At 71.1% G+C, this 15,518-nt stretch carries 12 protein-coding genes and 1 pseudogene; 8 read left to right on the forward strand and 5 right to left on the reverse strand.

What is annotated here, in order from left to right; all coding sequences use genetic code 11:
* Positions 1-185 precede the first annotated feature (185 nt).
* Together ABZ078_RS36285 and ABZ078_RS36290 are read right to left on the reverse strand one after the other, a co-directional pair.
* Complete coding sequence (locus ABZ078_RS36285; RefSeq protein WP_356582524.1) at positions 186-1,706, reverse strand: serine/threonine-protein kinase; 1,521 nt, start codon at positions 1,704-1,706, stop codon at positions 186-188.
* 449 nt (positions 1,707-2,155) lie between these two features.
* Entirely contained in the window at positions 2,156-3,697 is a 1,542-nt protein-coding gene (locus ABZ078_RS36290) for a trypsin-like peptidase domain-containing protein (protein WP_356582526.1), read from the reverse strand.
* A gap of 281 nt (positions 3,698-3,978) precedes the next feature.
* Here ABZ078_RS36290 and ABZ078_RS36295 point away from each other — a divergent pair, with 281 nt between their 5' ends.
* The 3 genes from ABZ078_RS36295 (at position 3,979) to ABZ078_RS36305 (ending at position 6,814) form a co-directional block, all read left to right on the forward strand.
* On the forward strand, positions 3,979-4,806 hold the full coding sequence (locus ABZ078_RS36295; protein WP_356582528.1) for a glycerophosphodiester phosphodiesterase: 828 nt from the start codon (positions 3,979-3,981) through the stop codon (positions 4,804-4,806).
* Between the two features lie 184 nt (positions 4,807-4,990).
* Positions 4,991-5,629 (forward strand): ATP-binding protein, encoded by a 639-nt coding sequence (locus ABZ078_RS36300; RefSeq protein ID WP_356582530.1) that lies wholly within the window; start codon positions 4,991-4,993, stop codon positions 5,627-5,629.
* Between the two features lie 219 nt (positions 5,630-5,848).
* Positions 5,849-6,814 carry a DUF5926 family protein gene (locus ABZ078_RS36305; RefSeq protein ID WP_356582532.1) on the forward strand — a complete coding sequence of 322 codons (966 nt, stop codon included), beginning with the start codon at positions 5,849-5,851 and terminating at the stop codon, positions 6,812-6,814.
* Positions 6,815-7,057: 243 nt separating this feature from the next.
* Here the strand turns inward: ABZ078_RS36305 and ABZ078_RS36310 are convergent, their stop codons facing one another.
* On the reverse strand, positions 7,058-7,684 hold the full coding sequence (locus ABZ078_RS36310) for a hypothetical protein (RefSeq protein WP_356582533.1): 627 nt from the start codon (positions 7,682-7,684) through the stop codon (positions 7,058-7,060).
* A gap of 56 nt (positions 7,685-7,740) precedes the next feature.
* Entirely contained in the window at positions 7,741-8,400 is a 660-nt protein-coding gene (locus ABZ078_RS36315; RefSeq protein WP_356582535.1) for a bifunctional DNA primase/polymerase, read from the reverse strand.
* A gap of 502 nt (positions 8,401-8,902) precedes the next feature.
* On the opposite strand from ABZ078_RS36315, the gene ABZ078_RS36320 reads away from it, so the two are divergent.
* From ABZ078_RS36320 to ABZ078_RS36330, 3 genes and pseudogenes are all read left to right on the forward strand, one after another.
* On the forward strand, positions 8,903-10,414 hold the full coding sequence (locus ABZ078_RS36320; protein WP_356582537.1) for a PP2C family protein-serine/threonine phosphatase: 1,512 nt from the start codon (positions 8,903-8,905) through the stop codon (positions 10,412-10,414).
* Between the two features lie 139 nt (positions 10,415-10,553).
* Positions 10,554-12,047, forward strand: coding sequence for an aminopeptidase P family protein (locus ABZ078_RS36325; RefSeq protein ID WP_356582539.1), 1,494 nt, complete (start codon positions 10,554-10,556; stop codon positions 12,045-12,047).
* Positions 12,048-12,155: 108 nt separating this feature from the next.
* Positions 12,156-12,507: pseudogene (locus ABZ078_RS36330) on the forward strand (PLP-dependent aminotransferase family protein); the annotation flags it as partial.
* Between the two features lie 342 nt (positions 12,508-12,849).
* Here ABZ078_RS36330 and ABZ078_RS36335 read toward each other — a convergent pair.
* Positions 12,850-13,299, reverse strand: a complete 450-nt coding sequence (locus ABZ078_RS36335) for an ATP-binding protein (protein WP_356582541.1) — start codon at positions 13,297-13,299, stop codon at positions 12,850-12,852.
* A gap of 259 nt (positions 13,300-13,558) precedes the next feature.
* Between ABZ078_RS36335 and ABZ078_RS36340 the strand changes: the two genes are divergently transcribed.
* Both ABZ078_RS36340 and ABZ078_RS36345 read left to right on the forward strand, forming a co-directional pair.
* Entirely contained in the window at positions 13,559-14,395 is an 837-nt protein-coding gene (locus ABZ078_RS36340; RefSeq protein ID WP_356582543.1) for a hypothetical protein, read from the forward strand.
* Between the two features lie 253 nt (positions 14,396-14,648).
* Entirely contained in the window at positions 14,649-15,386 is a 738-nt protein-coding gene (locus ABZ078_RS36345; RefSeq protein ID WP_356582545.1) for a YcnI family protein, read from the forward strand.
* The last annotated feature ends 132 nt before the right edge of the window (positions 15,387-15,518 follow it).

Genomic DNA, 15,518 nt, shown 5'->3' on the forward strand with positions numbered 1-15,518 from the left:
AAACCGGCAATCTGCGGATTGCGTTCACCGCCAGCGTGACCGTCGTCAACTCGACTGCCACAGCTTCACGTTCGGCGTTCTGGGCATGCCCTGCCTCGACGGCGGAGGCGCACCGTCATGGTGGCCGTCATGGTGGTGCTTCCCCGGATGCCCGGTGCAGCGACGAGCCCTACGAGCCCTCCTCGTCAGGTCTTGTCGCGCAGGCGGACTCCGTTGACGGCGGTGTCGAAGGCCGGGCGGTGCTCGTGCCACTGCGCGTCCGGCGCGGAGAGGTAGATCACGTACTGGGTGCCGTCGGCGCTCGCGAACGCCAACTCCGCCGCCCGGTACTTCCGTGCCCTGCCGTCGAAGGTGAACTCCCAGTACCCGGCAGGCCGCCCGCGGAAGGTCGTCTCGGCCATCCTCACCCGTTCGTAGCCGGGATTGTCGCGGGCGGTCTGGTCCTCCTCCGTCTCACGCCAGTGCCGCAGGGGGTCGGTGCCGCCGAACTCGACGACGTTGACCCTGAGGCCGACCAGGCCCGACGGGTCGATGTACACGACTTCGCCGCCGGGCAGCGTCTTGCTGGTCCAGCCGTCCCGCACGGGCACGGAGAGGCCCCGGTCCGCCTTTTCGAGGTGGTACCCGGCGGGCAGCGGCGGCGGCGCCGTGGGGGTGGGGCTCGGGGAGGGGGTGGCGGCGTCGGCCCCGGACGCGTGGGTGGTCGCCTTGTCGGCATCGCCATTGAGCCACCACAGCGCGCCGCTCGCCAGACAGGCGGCGAGGGTCACCGCGAGGACCGCCCCCGCCACCGTACGGCGACGGTTGCCGTTGCCCTTCCGTTCGGGAGACGCGAGGTCGTCGGAGCGGTCCGGGCGGGTCGGTGGATCGAGGCGCGCGGTTCGTGTGGCCGTCACCTCGCCCAGGCGGCGTTCGACCTCGTGCACGTCCATGCGCTGTTCGGGATCCTTGACGAGCAGTCCCTCGATCACCGGGGCCAGTTCCCCGGCATTGCGCGGGGGTTCGTACGAGTCCGTCGCGATGGCGTACGCCGTCTCGATCGCGGTGTCGCGGCGGAACGGGTCCCGCCCTTCGACCGCCTGGTAGAGCGTCGCCCCGAGGGCCCACAGGTCACTGGCCGGGTGGGGCTCGGGACGGGCACCCCTGAGCCGTTCGGGCGCCAGGTAGCCGATGGAGCCGATCAGCTCGCCGGGCTTGGTGAGCGAGGACGTTCCCGACTCCATGGCGATCCCGAAGTCGGTGAGGACGATCCGCCCGTCGCCCCCGAGCAGGACGTTGGCGGGTTTGACGTCCCGGTGCAGGACCCCGGCGTCGTGCGCGGCGCGCAGGGCGGCGGCCATGGCACGGCCGATCCGGGCGGCCTCGTCGGGGGGCAGCGCACCGCGCCTCTTCAGTACGTCGCTCAGGGTCGCCGAGGGTATGTACTCCATGACGATGCACGGCAGGCCCTCGTCGTCGACGACGTCGTGCACCACGATCACGTTGGGGTGGGTGATCCGGGCGGCGCTGCGGGCCTCGCGGCGGGTGCGCTCGTAGAGCGTTTGGACCTCATCGTCCTGCAAATGGGGTGGGATGCGCAGCTTCTTCACGGCGACCTGTCGGCCGAGCCGTTTGTCCTCGGCCCGCCACACGGTGCCCATGCCGCCGCTGCCCACCCGCTCCACCAGCAGATACCGGCCGGCGACCAGCCGCCCAAGATCGGACACCGTGGAACCGTCCCCTTCTCTGTTCCCGTTCGCGAACCGTCGAGATCGAGAAGGCACGATAACCCATACGAACATCCGGGCACGGTCCGCGCTCGACCGGCCGCCGCTCATGCGCCGCCTGTCCAACACGACGCAAGATCAAGGGAGATGGGTTCCCGCTCCGCGCGCACTCGGCCAGGAAAGCGGGCGACTACGCGCGCGTGGCGTCTACGCGCGCCTGGCGTCGGCCAGGAGATCGGGCGGGCACGCGTACGTGGGGTCGGCCGGCCAAAACGGGCCAGGCGCGTGCGCGTGGGGTCGGCCGGCGGAACGGAGCGGGCACGCGCGCGTACGGTCGGCTCCTGTCGGTGCCGGCACGTACGCGCCCGTGCCCGTGCCCGTGCCCTTGCCCGTGCTCGTGGCCGTGGCCGTGGCCGTGGCCGTGCTCGTGGCCGTGGCCCTGGCCGGCGTCAGCTGTCGCCGGTGCGGGCTCCCAGGGTGAGTTCGATCGTGTGGGACTTGCCGTCCCGTTCGTAGGTGATCGTGACCTTGTCGCCGGGCTTGTGGGTCCAGATCTCGCCGATCAGGGTCGGGCCGGAGTCGATCACCCTGTCGTCGAGCTTGGTGATGACGTCGCCGGGCTTGAGGCCGGCCTTGTCGGCGGGGCCGCCCGCCTCGACCGCGTCCGATCCGCTGGCGCCCTGTTCGGTGATCTTCGCGCCGTCGCTGGTGTCCTCCAGGGAGACGGAGGCGCCGATCTTGGCGTACACCGGCTTACCGGTCTTGATCAGCTGCTCGGCGACGTACTTGGCCTGGTTGATCGGGATGGCGAAGCCGAGGCCGATCGAGCCGGACTGGCTGGTGCCGCCGAGGCCGTTGGCGGCGGACTGGATCGCGGAGTTGATGCCGATCACGTTGCCCTGCGCGTCCAGCAGGGGGCCGCCTGAGTTGCCGGGGTTGATCGAGGCGTCGGTCTGCAGAGCGCTCATGTAGGAGGCGTTGCTGCCGGTGCCGTCGCTGGAGGCCACCGGGCGGTTCTTGGCGCTGATGATGCCCGTGGTGACCGTGTCGGACAGACCGAAGGGGGCGCCGATCGCGATCGTCGAGTCGCCGACGGCCACCTTGTCGGAGTCGCCCAGCGTCAGCGGCTTGAGGTCGGACGGGGCGTTCTTGAGCTTGACGACCGCGACGTCGTAGCCCTGCGCGTGACCGACGACCTCGGCGTCGTACTTCCTGCCGCTCGGGAACGTCGCCGTGAGCTTGCCGCCGTCCACCGCGTCGGCCACCACGTGGTTGTTGGTGACGATGTGGCCCTCTTTGTCGAAGACGAAGCCGGTGCCGGTGCCGCCCTCGCCACTGCTGCTCTCGGCCTCGATGGTGACGGTGCTGGGCAACGCCTTGGCGGCCACGCCCGCGACGGTGCCCGGGTCGCGCTTGACGGAGCCGCCGCTGTCGGAGGCGGAGACGGTCGTCGAGGAGGTGTTGGCGTCGTTCTTGGCCAGGGTGTACCCGAGTCCACCGCCCAGGCCGCCGGCGACCAGCGCGGCGATGAGGACCCCGGCGAGCAGACCCCCGCGCCCACGGCCGGACTTCGGCGCCGGCTGCTGGTAGGCACTGCCCCAGCCGAAGCCCGCGCCCCCACCCGCACCGGCGGCACCGCCTGCCGCGGCGCCGCTCTCGGCGTAGGGAGACGTGGCGGGCGGCTGCGGGGGCGGCCAGGAGGCATCCGGGGCCGAGCCCTGGGAGGCGGGCGGCTGACTTCCGTTCGAGGCCGCCTGGGCGGCGTACGGCTGGGCTCCGTTCGAGCTGTCCGGGGTGCCGTGAGGGCTCTCCGGGGTGCCGTGAGGGCTCGGCGGGGCGCTGTTCGGCACCGGCGGGAGCTGAGTGGTCGGGGCGACGTCGCCCTCGGGGGCCGGGCGCTCCTGGGACGCCGGAGCAGCGGGAGCATCCACCGGCACGGGGGGTGCGGGCGGGGCCGGGGGGACCGCGGCGCCCTCGTTCTCGGTGCTCACAGCTTCTCTCCTCGATCCACGGCTGTTGTCTTCGGTCGCACTCGGTCACGCCCGTTCACGCTTGCCAGTCTCTTGTTCGGCGGTCGGTGCGTTTCAGCTGTGCATGCCATTTTGTGTCTGCCGTCAGCTTTTCCCACTGGCCGTCAGAAGACCATAAGCGGTCGCTGTGGGTCCACGGCCAATCCTTATATTGGTCATGTGCGACTAAACGGGCGCAATCCCAGCACCCTCGCAACTCCTCCGGTCGCACGTCTACCCCCATGCGGTGGCACCATGACGCGGTGACCCACGTACGGCAGCAGCAGATCCAAGTCGTCGCCCATCGCGGAGCCTCCGAAGACGCTCCCGAGCACACCTTGGCCGCGTACAAGAAGGCGATCGAGGACGGTGCGGACGCCCTCGAGTGCGATGTACGCCTCACTGCGGACGGCCACCTCGTCTGCGTCCACGACCGACGCGTCAACCGTACGTCCAACGGCCGCGGCGCGGTCTCGGCCCTGGAACTCGCCGAACTCGCCGCCTTGGACTTCGGCTCCCGCAAGAACCGCGACTCCTGGAAGAACCGGACCGAGGAGCCCGACTGGGAGTTCCGGCCGGAGGACCCCGAGGACACCTCCGTCCTCACCCTGGAGCGACTGCTGGAGCTCGTCGCCGACGCCGGACGGCGCGTGGAGATGGCCATCGAGACCAAGCACCCGACCCGGTGGGCGGGGCAGGTCGAGGAGCGGCTGCTGCTCCTGCTGAAGCGTTTCGGGCTCGACACGCCCGCCTCCGCCGAGGCGTCACCGGTGCGCGTCATGAGCTTCTCGGCGCGCTCGCTGCATCGCGTGCGTGCCGCTTCACCGACGCTGCCGACGGTCTATCTGATGCAGTTCGTCTCGCCCAGGCTGCGGGACGGCCGGCTTCCCGCGGGCGTCCACATCGCGGGCCCCTCTATCCGGATCGTGCGCAGCCACCCGGCGTACGTGGAGCGCCTGAAGCGCGCCGGTCACCAGGTGCACGTCTGGACCGTGAACGAGCCGGCGGACGTCGATCTCTGCGTCGAACTGGGCGTGGACGCCATCATCACCAACCGCCCGCGCGCGGTGCTGCGTCAGCTCGGCCGCTGACACGCGCGCGCCGGAGGCAAACCGCACACCGGGAAACCCCTAAATCCTCATCAACCCCTGCACAACCTCTTGACCCTGGAGCCCCTTCGACCCCATCCTCCACTCTCGGCCACACCGTCCAGTTCCAGCCATCCTGATTACAGGGAGTGCTCCGGCGCGTTCGGTCCGTATTCGATCGTTACGAATGCGTCGCCGGACCTTGATTGGCCGGTTTCCGGTACAGGCCAATGGGGCATCCACACCGTGGCGTGGGGCAAAGGAGGTCTCGGGGGTGGCGTTGGTGGTGGCACAGGAGGTGCCCACGTCGTCGAGCATGGCCGTACCCCATGGCCCTGCGGGCGTGGGGAAAGCGAGACACCGTATGCGCACTCAGTTGCGCAGGGGCGGCGTAGCGGAATCGGTCATCGACGATGCCGTACTGATTCTTTCCGAACTCTTGAGCAACGCTTGCAAGCACGGTCGGCCGCTGGGCGACGCACTCGCCGGGGACGGCGACGTCCGGGCCGCGTGGCGCGTGGACGCGAGCGGCAGGCTCACGGTGGAGGTGACGGACGGCGGCGGACCCACCCGCCCTGCTCCGGCGACGCCCTCGGTCACCGCGCACGGCGGCCGCGGGCTGAACATCGTCACCGCTCTCGCCGACGACTGGGGTGTCCGGGACGACGCCCGTGGCGAGGTCACGGTGTGGGTCGTGGTCCACGACGACGTTCATGATCCGGATGCCGGGCACCGCCGTGACGACTTCGCTACGCGCGTCGCGGCACCGGCCGTGGGCGCGATATCCGGCCTCGACTTCGCGGACGCCTTCGACGACCTGGACTGAGAGCACCTGTTTCCCGCACGGGGAGCACCGGTTGCCCGCACCTGTGAGCACCGGTTGCCCGCACCGGTGAGCACCGGTTACCCGTACGGGTTCCGGTGGCCCCGTGAACCGGATCCGCTCCGGCACGACCCGTGGGTTGTCCACAGGCTCCCGTCGGCCCGGACCTGAACGGCTAGGCTCGCGCCCGTACGAGACGAGCCGTAACCGGGAGACACCCAGATGGCCAAGAAGCGACCCCAGACCAAGGCCAAGCGCCCGCAGCTCAGCGATGCAGAGATCCCGGTGGTCGGCGCGCGCGAGCCCTGCCCCTGCGGCAGCGGCCGCCGCTACAAGGCCTGCCACGGCCGGGCCGCCGCACACGCGGTCACCGAGCTGGTGCAGCGCCCGTTCGAGGGACTGCCGGCCGAGTGCGACTGGGTGGCCCTGCGTGAACTGGTGCCCGCGGCCACGGTCGAGCTGACCCTGAAGGGCGGCCTCCCCGAGGGCGTCCCGTCCGTCACGCTCGCCACGGTCCTGCCGATGGCCTGGCCGGCCCTGCGCCGCGACGACGGCTCGGTCCTGCTCGGCCTGCAGAACGACACGGCGTCCGGCGACATCAGCCGCGACCTCGCCGACACCCTCCAGCAGGCCCTCGCCGCGCAGCCCGGCACCCCGGTCCAGGGCCGCCGTGCCCCGGCCGACGGTCCGCGGCTGCAGGATCTGCTCGACCCCGAAGGCGCGTTCGAGCCAGTTGTGCACACGGGCTTCGAGTTCTGGGTCCCGGACGCGGAGAACGCCACTCCGGAGGTGTCCGCCTCCCTGGAGCGGGCCAACGCCGCGGCCATCCCCACGGTGCGGCTGACCGGCGTGGACGCCGCCTACTGGTGCCAGACGCCGGAGAAGAACCACCTGCGCTGGGTCATGCCGCACGCCGAGGAGCGGCTTCTGGACGCCCTCGCGCGCCTGCACGCGGCGGGACAGTCGAACCTCGGCGAGGGCACCCGGCTCGTGGGCTCCTTCCGTGCTCACGGCCTCACCGTGCCGGTCTGGGACCTGCCGAGCGGCGTCGGCGCGGAGGACGTGGAGAAGCCGGCGGCCGAGTTCGCCGAGCGCCTCGCCGCGGCCCTGGCCACGGACGCTCCGCTCACTCCGGAGGAGCGACGCGCGCGTGGCGGCCTGACCAACCGGCAGGTCACGCTCAGCTGACGGACGGTGCGGAGATCGGGTTCGGCTGACCGACCGTTCAGCCGAACCGGCCCGCGCGGGATAGGTGAGTCCGATCACAACTCCCCTGCGGAGCAAGGGAGTCCGTGACTGGAAACCCCGGATCGAATTTGCGAACCGCCGATCTCTTGTTACCGTTCCAATAGCCCGGTTGCTGGTGCATCCCCCGTCGCCAGCAACCGGGTCTTTCCATGTGCGCGGTTGTTTACGGATCGGCGCCGGGTGTCAACTGCCCGTGGACTCCCCGGACTTCTCCGGTGCCGAGTTGCTCGCCGCGCGCAGCAGCAGCGGCCCGTCGCCCGCCCGCGCGGCGAATTCCGCGACCGCCGTGTAGGCGTCCAGGTTTCCCCGGGTGCGCTGCCGGGGCGTCTCGCACGTCCCTGGCTCGTCCTCGGCGCTCCCGGCACAGCGCATCTGCAAGGTCCGTCCCGCTGGCCCCATGAGGCTCAGCACGGAGTCCAGCGCGCCACCGGTCGCATTGCGGAAGTAGGTGCGCGCCCAGGTCTCCGCGCCCTGGGTGAGGACGCAGGTCTGCGCCTCGATGCCCTCCGGGGAGGTGAGCTCGGGGCCGCAGCGAGCGGCGGTGGCAAGGCCCAGGTCGAGCAGCAGCGAGGATTCGCCGAGGTCGGCGGAGTCGGTCGAGCGCGCCTTGCCGTCGCCGGTGGGGGAGGGACGTACGGAAGGGCGCTCTGCCTTGCGTGACGTATGGCCCTGGGCGCGTTCCTCCTCGCCCACGGGCCCCGCGGACGCGACGGCCAGCGGCAGCGCGACCGCGCACACCACGACGCCGGTGAGGGCGAGCAAACGGACTTTTCCAGAGCCTGGACGGCGTGTCTCAGCGTGACGCGGCATACAGCGGAAGATAACGACCACGCGGGCGTACGCCGTTCCGCGCACGCCGGACACCCCTACAACTCGGGGGCGCTCACACCCGTACGAGTGAGGGCTTCAACCACGGCGTCGACCACGGCCTCCACATCGGGCACCCAAGGCGAGGCCGAACCGGGCAGCGGTGCGCGCTGCCAGCTGATGGGGCCCTGGCCCGTCTCGGACGGAGGGAGGGCGATATAGCCGCCCTCGCCGTGGAAGCGGAGGGAGCCGGGGACGAAGTCCTTGGCGTACAGCAGTTCGCCGAGCTGTTCCATCGAGTACGGCTTGACCAGGATCGCCCAGCGCGCGGGCGAGGCGACGACCGGGCCGAGGCGCATGCCCATGCGGTCGAGCGCGGTGAGTGCGTGCGCGGCCGGCAGGGCGGGGAGGCTGACCGCGCAGGGAGCCTTGCCACCGGTGGCGAGGATGATCGGCGCCGCGGGCCGGTTGGCCCACCACCAGCGCACCATGCGCTCGTCGGTGGTCGCCGCGAGGAGACCGGGGTCGAAGGGGTGCGCACCGGGCACCGTGCACTCCGGGTCGGGGCAGCCGCAGCGGGAGGTCCCCTGCGGGTGGGTCGTCACGCCCGGGAGTACGGGCCAGCGCCATTCCGTCGCGTAGGTGAGGGCCGCGCTGATCAACTCAGACTTCCCGTCGCCGCGCAGGAGCCTGCGTCGCCTTCCGAGGATCTCGCGCATGAGCGCTCGTTCCTTTCCGTTGCACCGCTGGCAACACCGTGGTCCACATCACATCATGTGTCGATCACTTCACTGTGCGTACCTGTTGGCGCATCACACCCCTGCCGCGAGCAAGGGGAACCCCTATGGGCCGAGCGTTGGCTGCTTCCGCGGCAGCCTCGTCCATACCGCGTCTGTCAAAAGCATGGGCGTGGCGTGGGGTGGCGAAGTATGGCGTTTGCCGTCGCGCGTATTTCGCTTCGCCTCCGCCACGGGAGGATGGGGCACGGTCGTCGGTGGCTAAGACGCCCGGGTCCGTCACCAGGTTCCGGATGGTCGTCAACCACCCCTGGCCTTCACCGAGTACGTACCCATCACGACCGCTGTGACGCTCCGTGGAGCGAAACCAGTCGACCGCAATACCCCGTTCCCTGAAGCAGTTTTAAGCCAACTTTGCCTTTACGCAAGAAGACTACGACGAGTACTCCGGTTACCCACGGACACCAGGAATCCCAGCAGGACAATGCTGGACATCCCCTCACGAGTGCGTGTACATGTGGAGACACTGCTAGCGGCGCAGAATGACATGGGGGTTTGCGATGCTTTTGAGCAATACGCACCGGTCGGAAAGCCGGACGCCATGAACGCCCCTCACCCTCCGAAAGTGGCCGGAATCGATTCAACGGTTCCCTCGCCCGCACACACTGTCGCGCCCGCGCCCGCGGTCTCGGCCACCTCATCGGTCCCCCCACCGAACGCACCGGGAGCACTGCTCCAGGACCGTCTCGCCGGCTGGGTCTCCGACCTCACGACACTCCACGAACTCACCGAGCGCCTGGCCCGTACGGACGTACTCGCCGAAGCCCTCCAGGAGCTGCTGCGCGCCGGATCCGCCCTCGTGGGCGCCCGACGCGGTCTCGTCGTCCTGGAACCGGCCGACGGCCTCGGCCCGGACACGACCATCGGACTGGGCCTCGCCCGGGCCGACCTCGGGCACATCGAGACCGTGCCGCGCAGCTCCCTGTCGTACGGCAGGATCCTCGACGGCCTCCCGGGCGGCGACGGCGAGATCGCCGAGCCCGACCTGTTCGCCGAGGACGGGCTCGACCCCCGCCACCGCGAGGTGGCCGCACGCCTCGGCTACGCCGCGAGCTACGCCCTCCCCCTGTCCACCGAGGCGGCCGACCGCCTCGGCGCCGCCGTATGGCTGTACGACGAGCCCGCCGAACCGGCCGAACGCCGGCGCCACCTCGTCGGTCTGTACATCCGCTACGCGAGCGAGCACCTGGCGAAGCTCCTCGAAGTCGAGCGCACGCGCGCGTGCATGCGGACGATGGCCGAGGAACTGCTCCCCTCCCGCCTGCCGCGCATGGCCGGGGTCCAGCTCGCCGTCCGGCACCGCACCGGCCCGCGCGGGGGCGGCGACTGGTACGACGCGCTGCCGCTGCCGGACGCCGCGCTCGGACTGGCGGTCGGCTCGGTGACCGGCTCCGGGCCCAGCGCCGTCGCCGCGATGGGCCGGCTCAGGGCGTCGCTACGGGCGTACGCCGTCATGGAGGGCGAGGACCCGGTCGCGGTCCTGTCCGACCTGGAACTGCTGCTCAGACTCACCGAGCCCGCCCGCTGCGCCACCGCCCTGTTCGCCTACTGCGAGCCCTCCCTGCGCAAGCTCACGCTCGCCGGCGCCGGGCACACCCCGCCGCTGCTGATCGGCGCGCGGCGCACGGAGTTCGTGGAGACGTCCGTGTCCGCGCCGCTGGGGATGCTGGCCTGCTGGGAGGCGCCGAGCGTCGAGCTGACGGCGGAGGCCGGAGAGACGGTTCTGCTGTACACCGACGGGCTGCTGCACCGCACCGGCGACCCCACGGACCGGGCGTTCGCCCGACTGCACGCGGCCGCGGCCGGGGTGCCCCGGGCGATCCGGCACGACCCGGACGCCGTCGTCGACCACGTCCTGCGCACCGTGCTGCCGAACGGGCTGGACCGGGCGGACAGCGAGGAGGACGTCGTCCTGCTGGCCGCGCGCTTCGAGTAGCTGACCGTGGTCCGCCGGTCACCGGCCATAACAGACGTGTGGTCCGGGCCATAGCAGCGGCGGGCCACGGTTCCTTCTCCCCTGGGCCCTCTCCTGTACATCCGTACGATGGAGGGGGTCCAGTGCCATATCGAGGAGGATGACCGTGGCCGACGAGCTCACCCCGGCAGCGTCTGATTCTGCTGCTACCGCAGCGGGCCCGGAAGAGAGCGCAGAGGAGCCCATCAAGCAGCGCAAGAACGGCCTGTACCCGGGCGTGTCCGACGAGCTTGCCGAGAACATGAAGTCCGGCTGGGCCGACACCGAGCTGCGCGACCTGGAGCCGATCCCCCAGGCCGCCGAGACGGCCGCCCGCCGTGCCGCGCTGTCCGCCCGCTTCCCGGGTGAGCGTCTGGTGATCCCCGCGGGCAACCTGAAGACCCGCTCGAACGACACCGAGTACCCCTTCCGGGCCTCGGTCGAGTACGCCTACCTCACCGGCAACCAGACCGAGGACGGCGTGCTCGTCCTGGAGCCCAAGGGTGAGGGCCACCAGGCCACGATCTACCTCCTGCCGCGCTCCGACCGCGAGAACGGCGAGTTCTGGCTCTCCGGCCAGGGCGAGCTGTGGGTCGGCCGCCGGCACTCGCTCACCGAGGCGGAGAAGCTGTACGGCATCCCCGCGTCCGACGTGCGCGAACTGGCCGACAAGCTCCGCGAGGCGACGGGCCCCGTGCGGGTCGTCCGCGGCTACGACGCCGGCATCGAGGCCGCGCTGACCGACAAGGTCACCGCCGAGCGGGACGAGGAGCTGCGGGTCTTCCTGTCCGAGGCGCGGCTGGTCAAGGACGCGTTCGAGATCGGCGAGCTGCAGAAGGCCGTCGACTCCACGGTCCGGGGCTTCGAGGATGTGGTGAAGGTCCTCGACAAGGCCGAGGCGACCTCCGAGCGCTACATCGAGGGCACGTTCTTCCTCCGCGCGCGCGTGGAGGGCAACGACGTCGGCTACGGCTCCATCTGCGCGGCCGGTCCGCACGCCTGCACGCTGCACTGGGTGCGCAACGACGGGCCCGTGCGGTCGGGCGACCTGCTGCTGCTCGACGCGGGCGTCGAGACGCACACGTACTACACCGCCGACGTCACGCGCACGCTGCCGATCAACGGCCGCTACAGCGAGATCCAGAAGAAGATCTACGACGCCGTGTACGACGCCCAGGAGGCCGGTATCGCGGCCGTGAAGCCCGGCGCGAAGTACCGGGACTTCCATGACGCGGCGCAGCGCGTGCTCACCGAGCGGCTCGTCGAGTGGGGGCTCGTCGAGGGGCCGGTGGAGCGGGTGCTGGAGCTCGGGCTCCAGCGACGGTGGACGCTGCACGGCACCGGGCACATGCTCGGCATGGACGTCCATGACTGCGCTGCCGCGCGCGTGGAGTCGTACGTCGACGGCACGCTGGAGGCGGGCATGGTGCTGACCGTCGAGCCCGGGTTGTACTTCCAGGCCGACGACCTGACCGTGCCGGAGGAGTACCGGGGCATCGGTGTGCGGATCGAGGACGACATTCTGGTGACGGAGGACGGGAACCGGAACCTGAGCGCCGGGCTGCCTCGGCGGTCGGACGAGGTCGAGAGCTGGATGGCCTCGCTGAAGGGCTGACGTGTGATCGATGGCCGGGTACCGGAGGGGTGCCCGGCCATCGTCGCGGTCTTCCGGGGGTGGTGTGTGGCTGGTCGGGCGGTTCCCCGCGCCCTTGGCGGCGTCGGGGTGGACCTGCATCTGGACGCCGACGCGGGGGACGGGCGTCGTGCGGGGCTCGAACGTGCCCTGCGCGACGCCGTTCGGGACGGGCGGCTCGCCCCTGGCGCTCGGCTGCCCGCCACCCGTCGGCTCGCTGCCTCCCGTCGATGCCGAACCGCCGCGGGCCGCCGCACGCGCGCGTGAGTCGCGTTTCGATCTGCGGCCGGGCAGTCCGGACGTCAGGGCGTTCCCGGCCGCTGCCTGGTTGCGGGCGCTGCGGCGGGCGATCGCCACGGCGCCCTCACTGGCGTACGACTACGGCGATCCGCGCGGTCGTATCGAGTTGCGGAACGCGCTGTCGGGGTACCGACAGCGCGGGCCCTGGCAGCTGTCGTTCGATCTTGCGCCCGCGGATCGTGTGGGTGAGTACCAGGGGGTCTTCGGGACGGGCGTGACGGTGGCGCGGACCCTGGGGTCGCTCGTCCTGACCTCGCTGCTGGTGGGGTGAGGGACGCCGGGCTGGCTGCTGCTGGGCGTCCTGACGCTGGCCGCGTCGTACGCCATGGGGCCGACGGCGAGGTGGGCCGCCGACGCCCGGGGGAACCGTGCGCTCAGGCAACCGGAGGTCGTGCGCTGACCGGCGGCGAGAACCGCATCGGGCCGTAGTGCGAACGCCACTGCGTTCGATGGTGATTTCGACGGTGACTTCGACGGTCAGGGGCTACACCGCGACCAGCGGCGCGTCCTCTCTCCACTTGAGGATCTTGTCGAAGCTCACCACCGCCCCGCTCCGCCCAGGCTTGTTGCCGATCTGGACGTGGTCGGCGAGTTCCGCGATGAGGCAGAGTCCCCGGCCGTGCTCGGCTTCGGTGGACACCGGTCGGGGTGCGCGGGGCGGAGCGGTGAAGCCGGGTCCCGAGTCGGTGACCTCGATGTGGCACTTCTCGCCGTCCAGATAGGCCGTGACGCGGTATGCCTGGGGGGAGCCGTCGGGCGCTGTGTCGCCGCCGTGCTCGACGGCGTTCGCGCACGCCTCGCTGAGGGCTACGGAGAGGTCGTACGACACATCGGGGTCGACGCCCGCGGTCTCCATGGTGCCGATCAGCAACCGCCGGGCGAGCGGCACGCTCGCGGCTTCCCGCCGCAGATGGAGTGACCACCAGATGCTCATGCTCCAGCCTCCTGGCCGCGGCTCGACATACCGTTACGTATTGCCGCGAGTGCCCAGCCGTAAGCACATCATTGACGTGATGCCGCCCATATGGTCGATGCGCCCATGCGGGAATCGGTGTATGTGGGGGCGGCCCACACCAGAAGGCGATCTTCCGGTTTTATGACGCCTATGCCCCGTACCTCCCTCAACCGCTCGTACGGCACCTTGTGGACCTGCCGTATGGCGGTCATAAGGCCAGTGCGATGATGAGCCCGCCATGACTGCCCCCCACCCGCGCACGGTGCGCTCCGGAAGCGATCTCCGGATACTGCGGGCCGCGGTGTTCGCCGCGGTCTGCGTCGTGCTGGCCGCGGTCGGGCATGTGCTGGGCTCCTGCGCCACGATCCCGCTGTGGACGCTGGGCGCGGGATTCCTGGGGGTGCTCCTCGTCACGGTGCCGTTCGCGGGGCGGGAGCGCTCGCTGGCCGGGATCGCGGGGCTGCTCGCGGCCGGCCAGACGGTCCTGCACACGTTGTTCGGGCTCGGCCAGCACGGGGCGAGCGCCGGGGTCTCCTCCGCGTCCGCCTCCGCCGCCCTGTCCGACGCGACGCTCGTGCAGCAGGCCGCGCGGCTCGTCTGCGGGACCACCGCGGCGGCGATCAGCCCCGCCCAGGCCCAACGGATCCTCACCGAGGCACGGCTCCAGCCGGCCACGGGGACGCACACCTCGCACCGGGCGGCGGACGCCATGTCCACCGCCCCGGACTCCTACGCGTCACTCCTGCCGTCCCTGCCCATGGTGCTCGCGCATCTCCTCGCGGCGGTCGTCGCGGGGTGGCTGCTGCGCCGCGGGGATCTGGCCCTGCTGCGGATCGTCGAGATGTCGGCCCTGTCGGCGCACTCGGTCGCCGAGGGCGCGTTCGTACGATCCCTGCGCGGGGCGCTCGCGCTGGTGCGCGCCCTGCGTGCCGGGCTGCCGGGGGCGCCCGAGGCGGGCCCGCGCGTGCTGCGCGCCGAGTGGTTCGGCCCGCCCGAGCCCCGCACCCTCGCACTCCAGCACTCGGTGATCAGGCGCGGCCCGCCGGCCGGCGCCGCACTCGTCCTCGCCGCCTGACGCGACGCGACCACCACTCCACGGACGTGGGGATGAGCGGCCGTCGTCGCTCGGCACGCGCGCGTACCCGGTTCTCGATCGTGGGACGGCTCTTTCCGGCCTTCCGGCCTACCGGCCTATCGGCCTACCGGCCTTCCGGCCCTCGGGCCTTTCCCGCCTTTCCCGCCCTTCCTGGATGATCGGGCACCTCCGCGCAGGCGTACTCCTCTTCACCACCGGAATCTCGAATCTCACTCACTGTGGAGTGCTCAGCATGAAGGTCTCTCGCCTCGCCACCGCCGGCGTCCTCGCCGGCTCGGCCGTGCTCGCCCTGTCCGTCCCCGCCTTCGCGCACGTCAGCGTGCAGCCCGAGGGCACGGCCGCCAAGGGCGGCTACGCGGTCGTCGACTTCAAGGTGCCCAACGAGCGCGACAACGCCTCGACCACCAAGCTCGAGGTGACCTTCCCGACCGACCATCCGCTGGCCTCGGCGATGCCGGAGCCGATGCCCGGCTGGAAGATCGAGGTCACCAAGTCCAAGCTCGACAAGCCGATCGAGATGCACGGCGAGAAGATCTCCGAAGCCGTCTCCAAGATCACCTGGACCGCCGACGGCAAGGGCATCGAGCCGGGCTACTTCGAGAAGTTCCCGGTCTCCGTCGGCCAGCTCCCCGAGGACACCGACCAGCTCGTCTTCAAGGCGATCCAGACGTACTCCAACAAGGAGGTCGTGCGCTGGATCGAGGTGCCGCAGGAAGGCCAGGAGGAGCCCGAGAACCCGGCGCCGGTTCTTGAGCTGTCCGCCGGCGAGGACGGGCACCACGGCTCGTCGTCCTCCGACGAGGCCGCCGACTCCAAGGACGCCGAGGCGGCCTCCGCCAAGACCGACGCCGCCGAGCCCGCCGGCACCAGCGACACCACCGCCCGCGTCCTGGGCGTGGTCGGCATCGTCGTCGGCGCGATGGGCGTGGCGTACGGCGTACTCGCCGGCCGTCGGCGCACCAACGCCTGACGGCCCCTCCGGTTCGCGGCGCGCGCCGGGGGGCACGCTTCTCGAACTGCCTCTTGATGTCCGCGAGGTAGGTGTCCATCACCTTGATGGAGTTGTCCGTGGACTGCTTGAAGGAGACCTTGACGGTGTCCG

This window comes from Streptomyces sp. NPDC006385 (assembly GCF_040612485.1).
In the GTDB taxonomy this organism is placed as follows: Bacteria; Actinomycetota; Actinomycetes; order Streptomycetales; family Streptomycetaceae; genus Streptomyces.

Coding starts and splice junctions, on each gene's coding strand:
- ABZ078_RS36300 (WP_356582530.1), top strand. CDS start 4,991: ATGCGTCGCCGGACCTTGATTGGCCGGTTTCCGGTACAGGCCAATGGG.
- ABZ078_RS36305 (WP_356582532.1), top strand. CDS start 5,849: ATGGCCAAGAAGCGACCCCAGACCAAGGCCAAGCGCCCGCAGCTCAGC.
- ABZ078_RS36310 (WP_356582533.1), bottom strand. CDS start 7,684: ATGCCGCGTCACGCTGAGACACGCCGTCCAGGCTCTGGAAAAGTCCGT.
- ABZ078_RS36315 (WP_356582535.1), bottom strand. CDS start 8,400: ATGCGCGAGATCCTCGGAAGGCGACGCAGGCTCCTGCGCGGCGACGGG.
- ABZ078_RS36320 (WP_356582537.1), top strand. CDS start 8,903: ATGCTGGACATCCCCTCACGAGTGCGTGTACATGTGGAGACACTGCTA.
- ABZ078_RS36325 (WP_356582539.1), top strand. CDS start 10,554: ATGACCGTGGCCGACGAGCTCACCCCGGCAGCGTCTGATTCTGCTGCT.
- ABZ078_RS36335 (WP_356582541.1), bottom strand. CDS start 13,299: ATGAGCATCTGGTGGTCACTCCATCTGCGGCGGGAAGCCGCGAGCGTG.
- ABZ078_RS36340 (WP_356582543.1), top strand. CDS start 13,559: ATGACTGCCCCCCACCCGCGCACGGTGCGCTCCGGAAGCGATCTCCGG.
- ABZ078_RS36345 (WP_356582545.1), top strand. CDS start 14,649: ATGAAGGTCTCTCGCCTCGCCACCGCCGGCGTCCTCGCCGGCTCGGCC.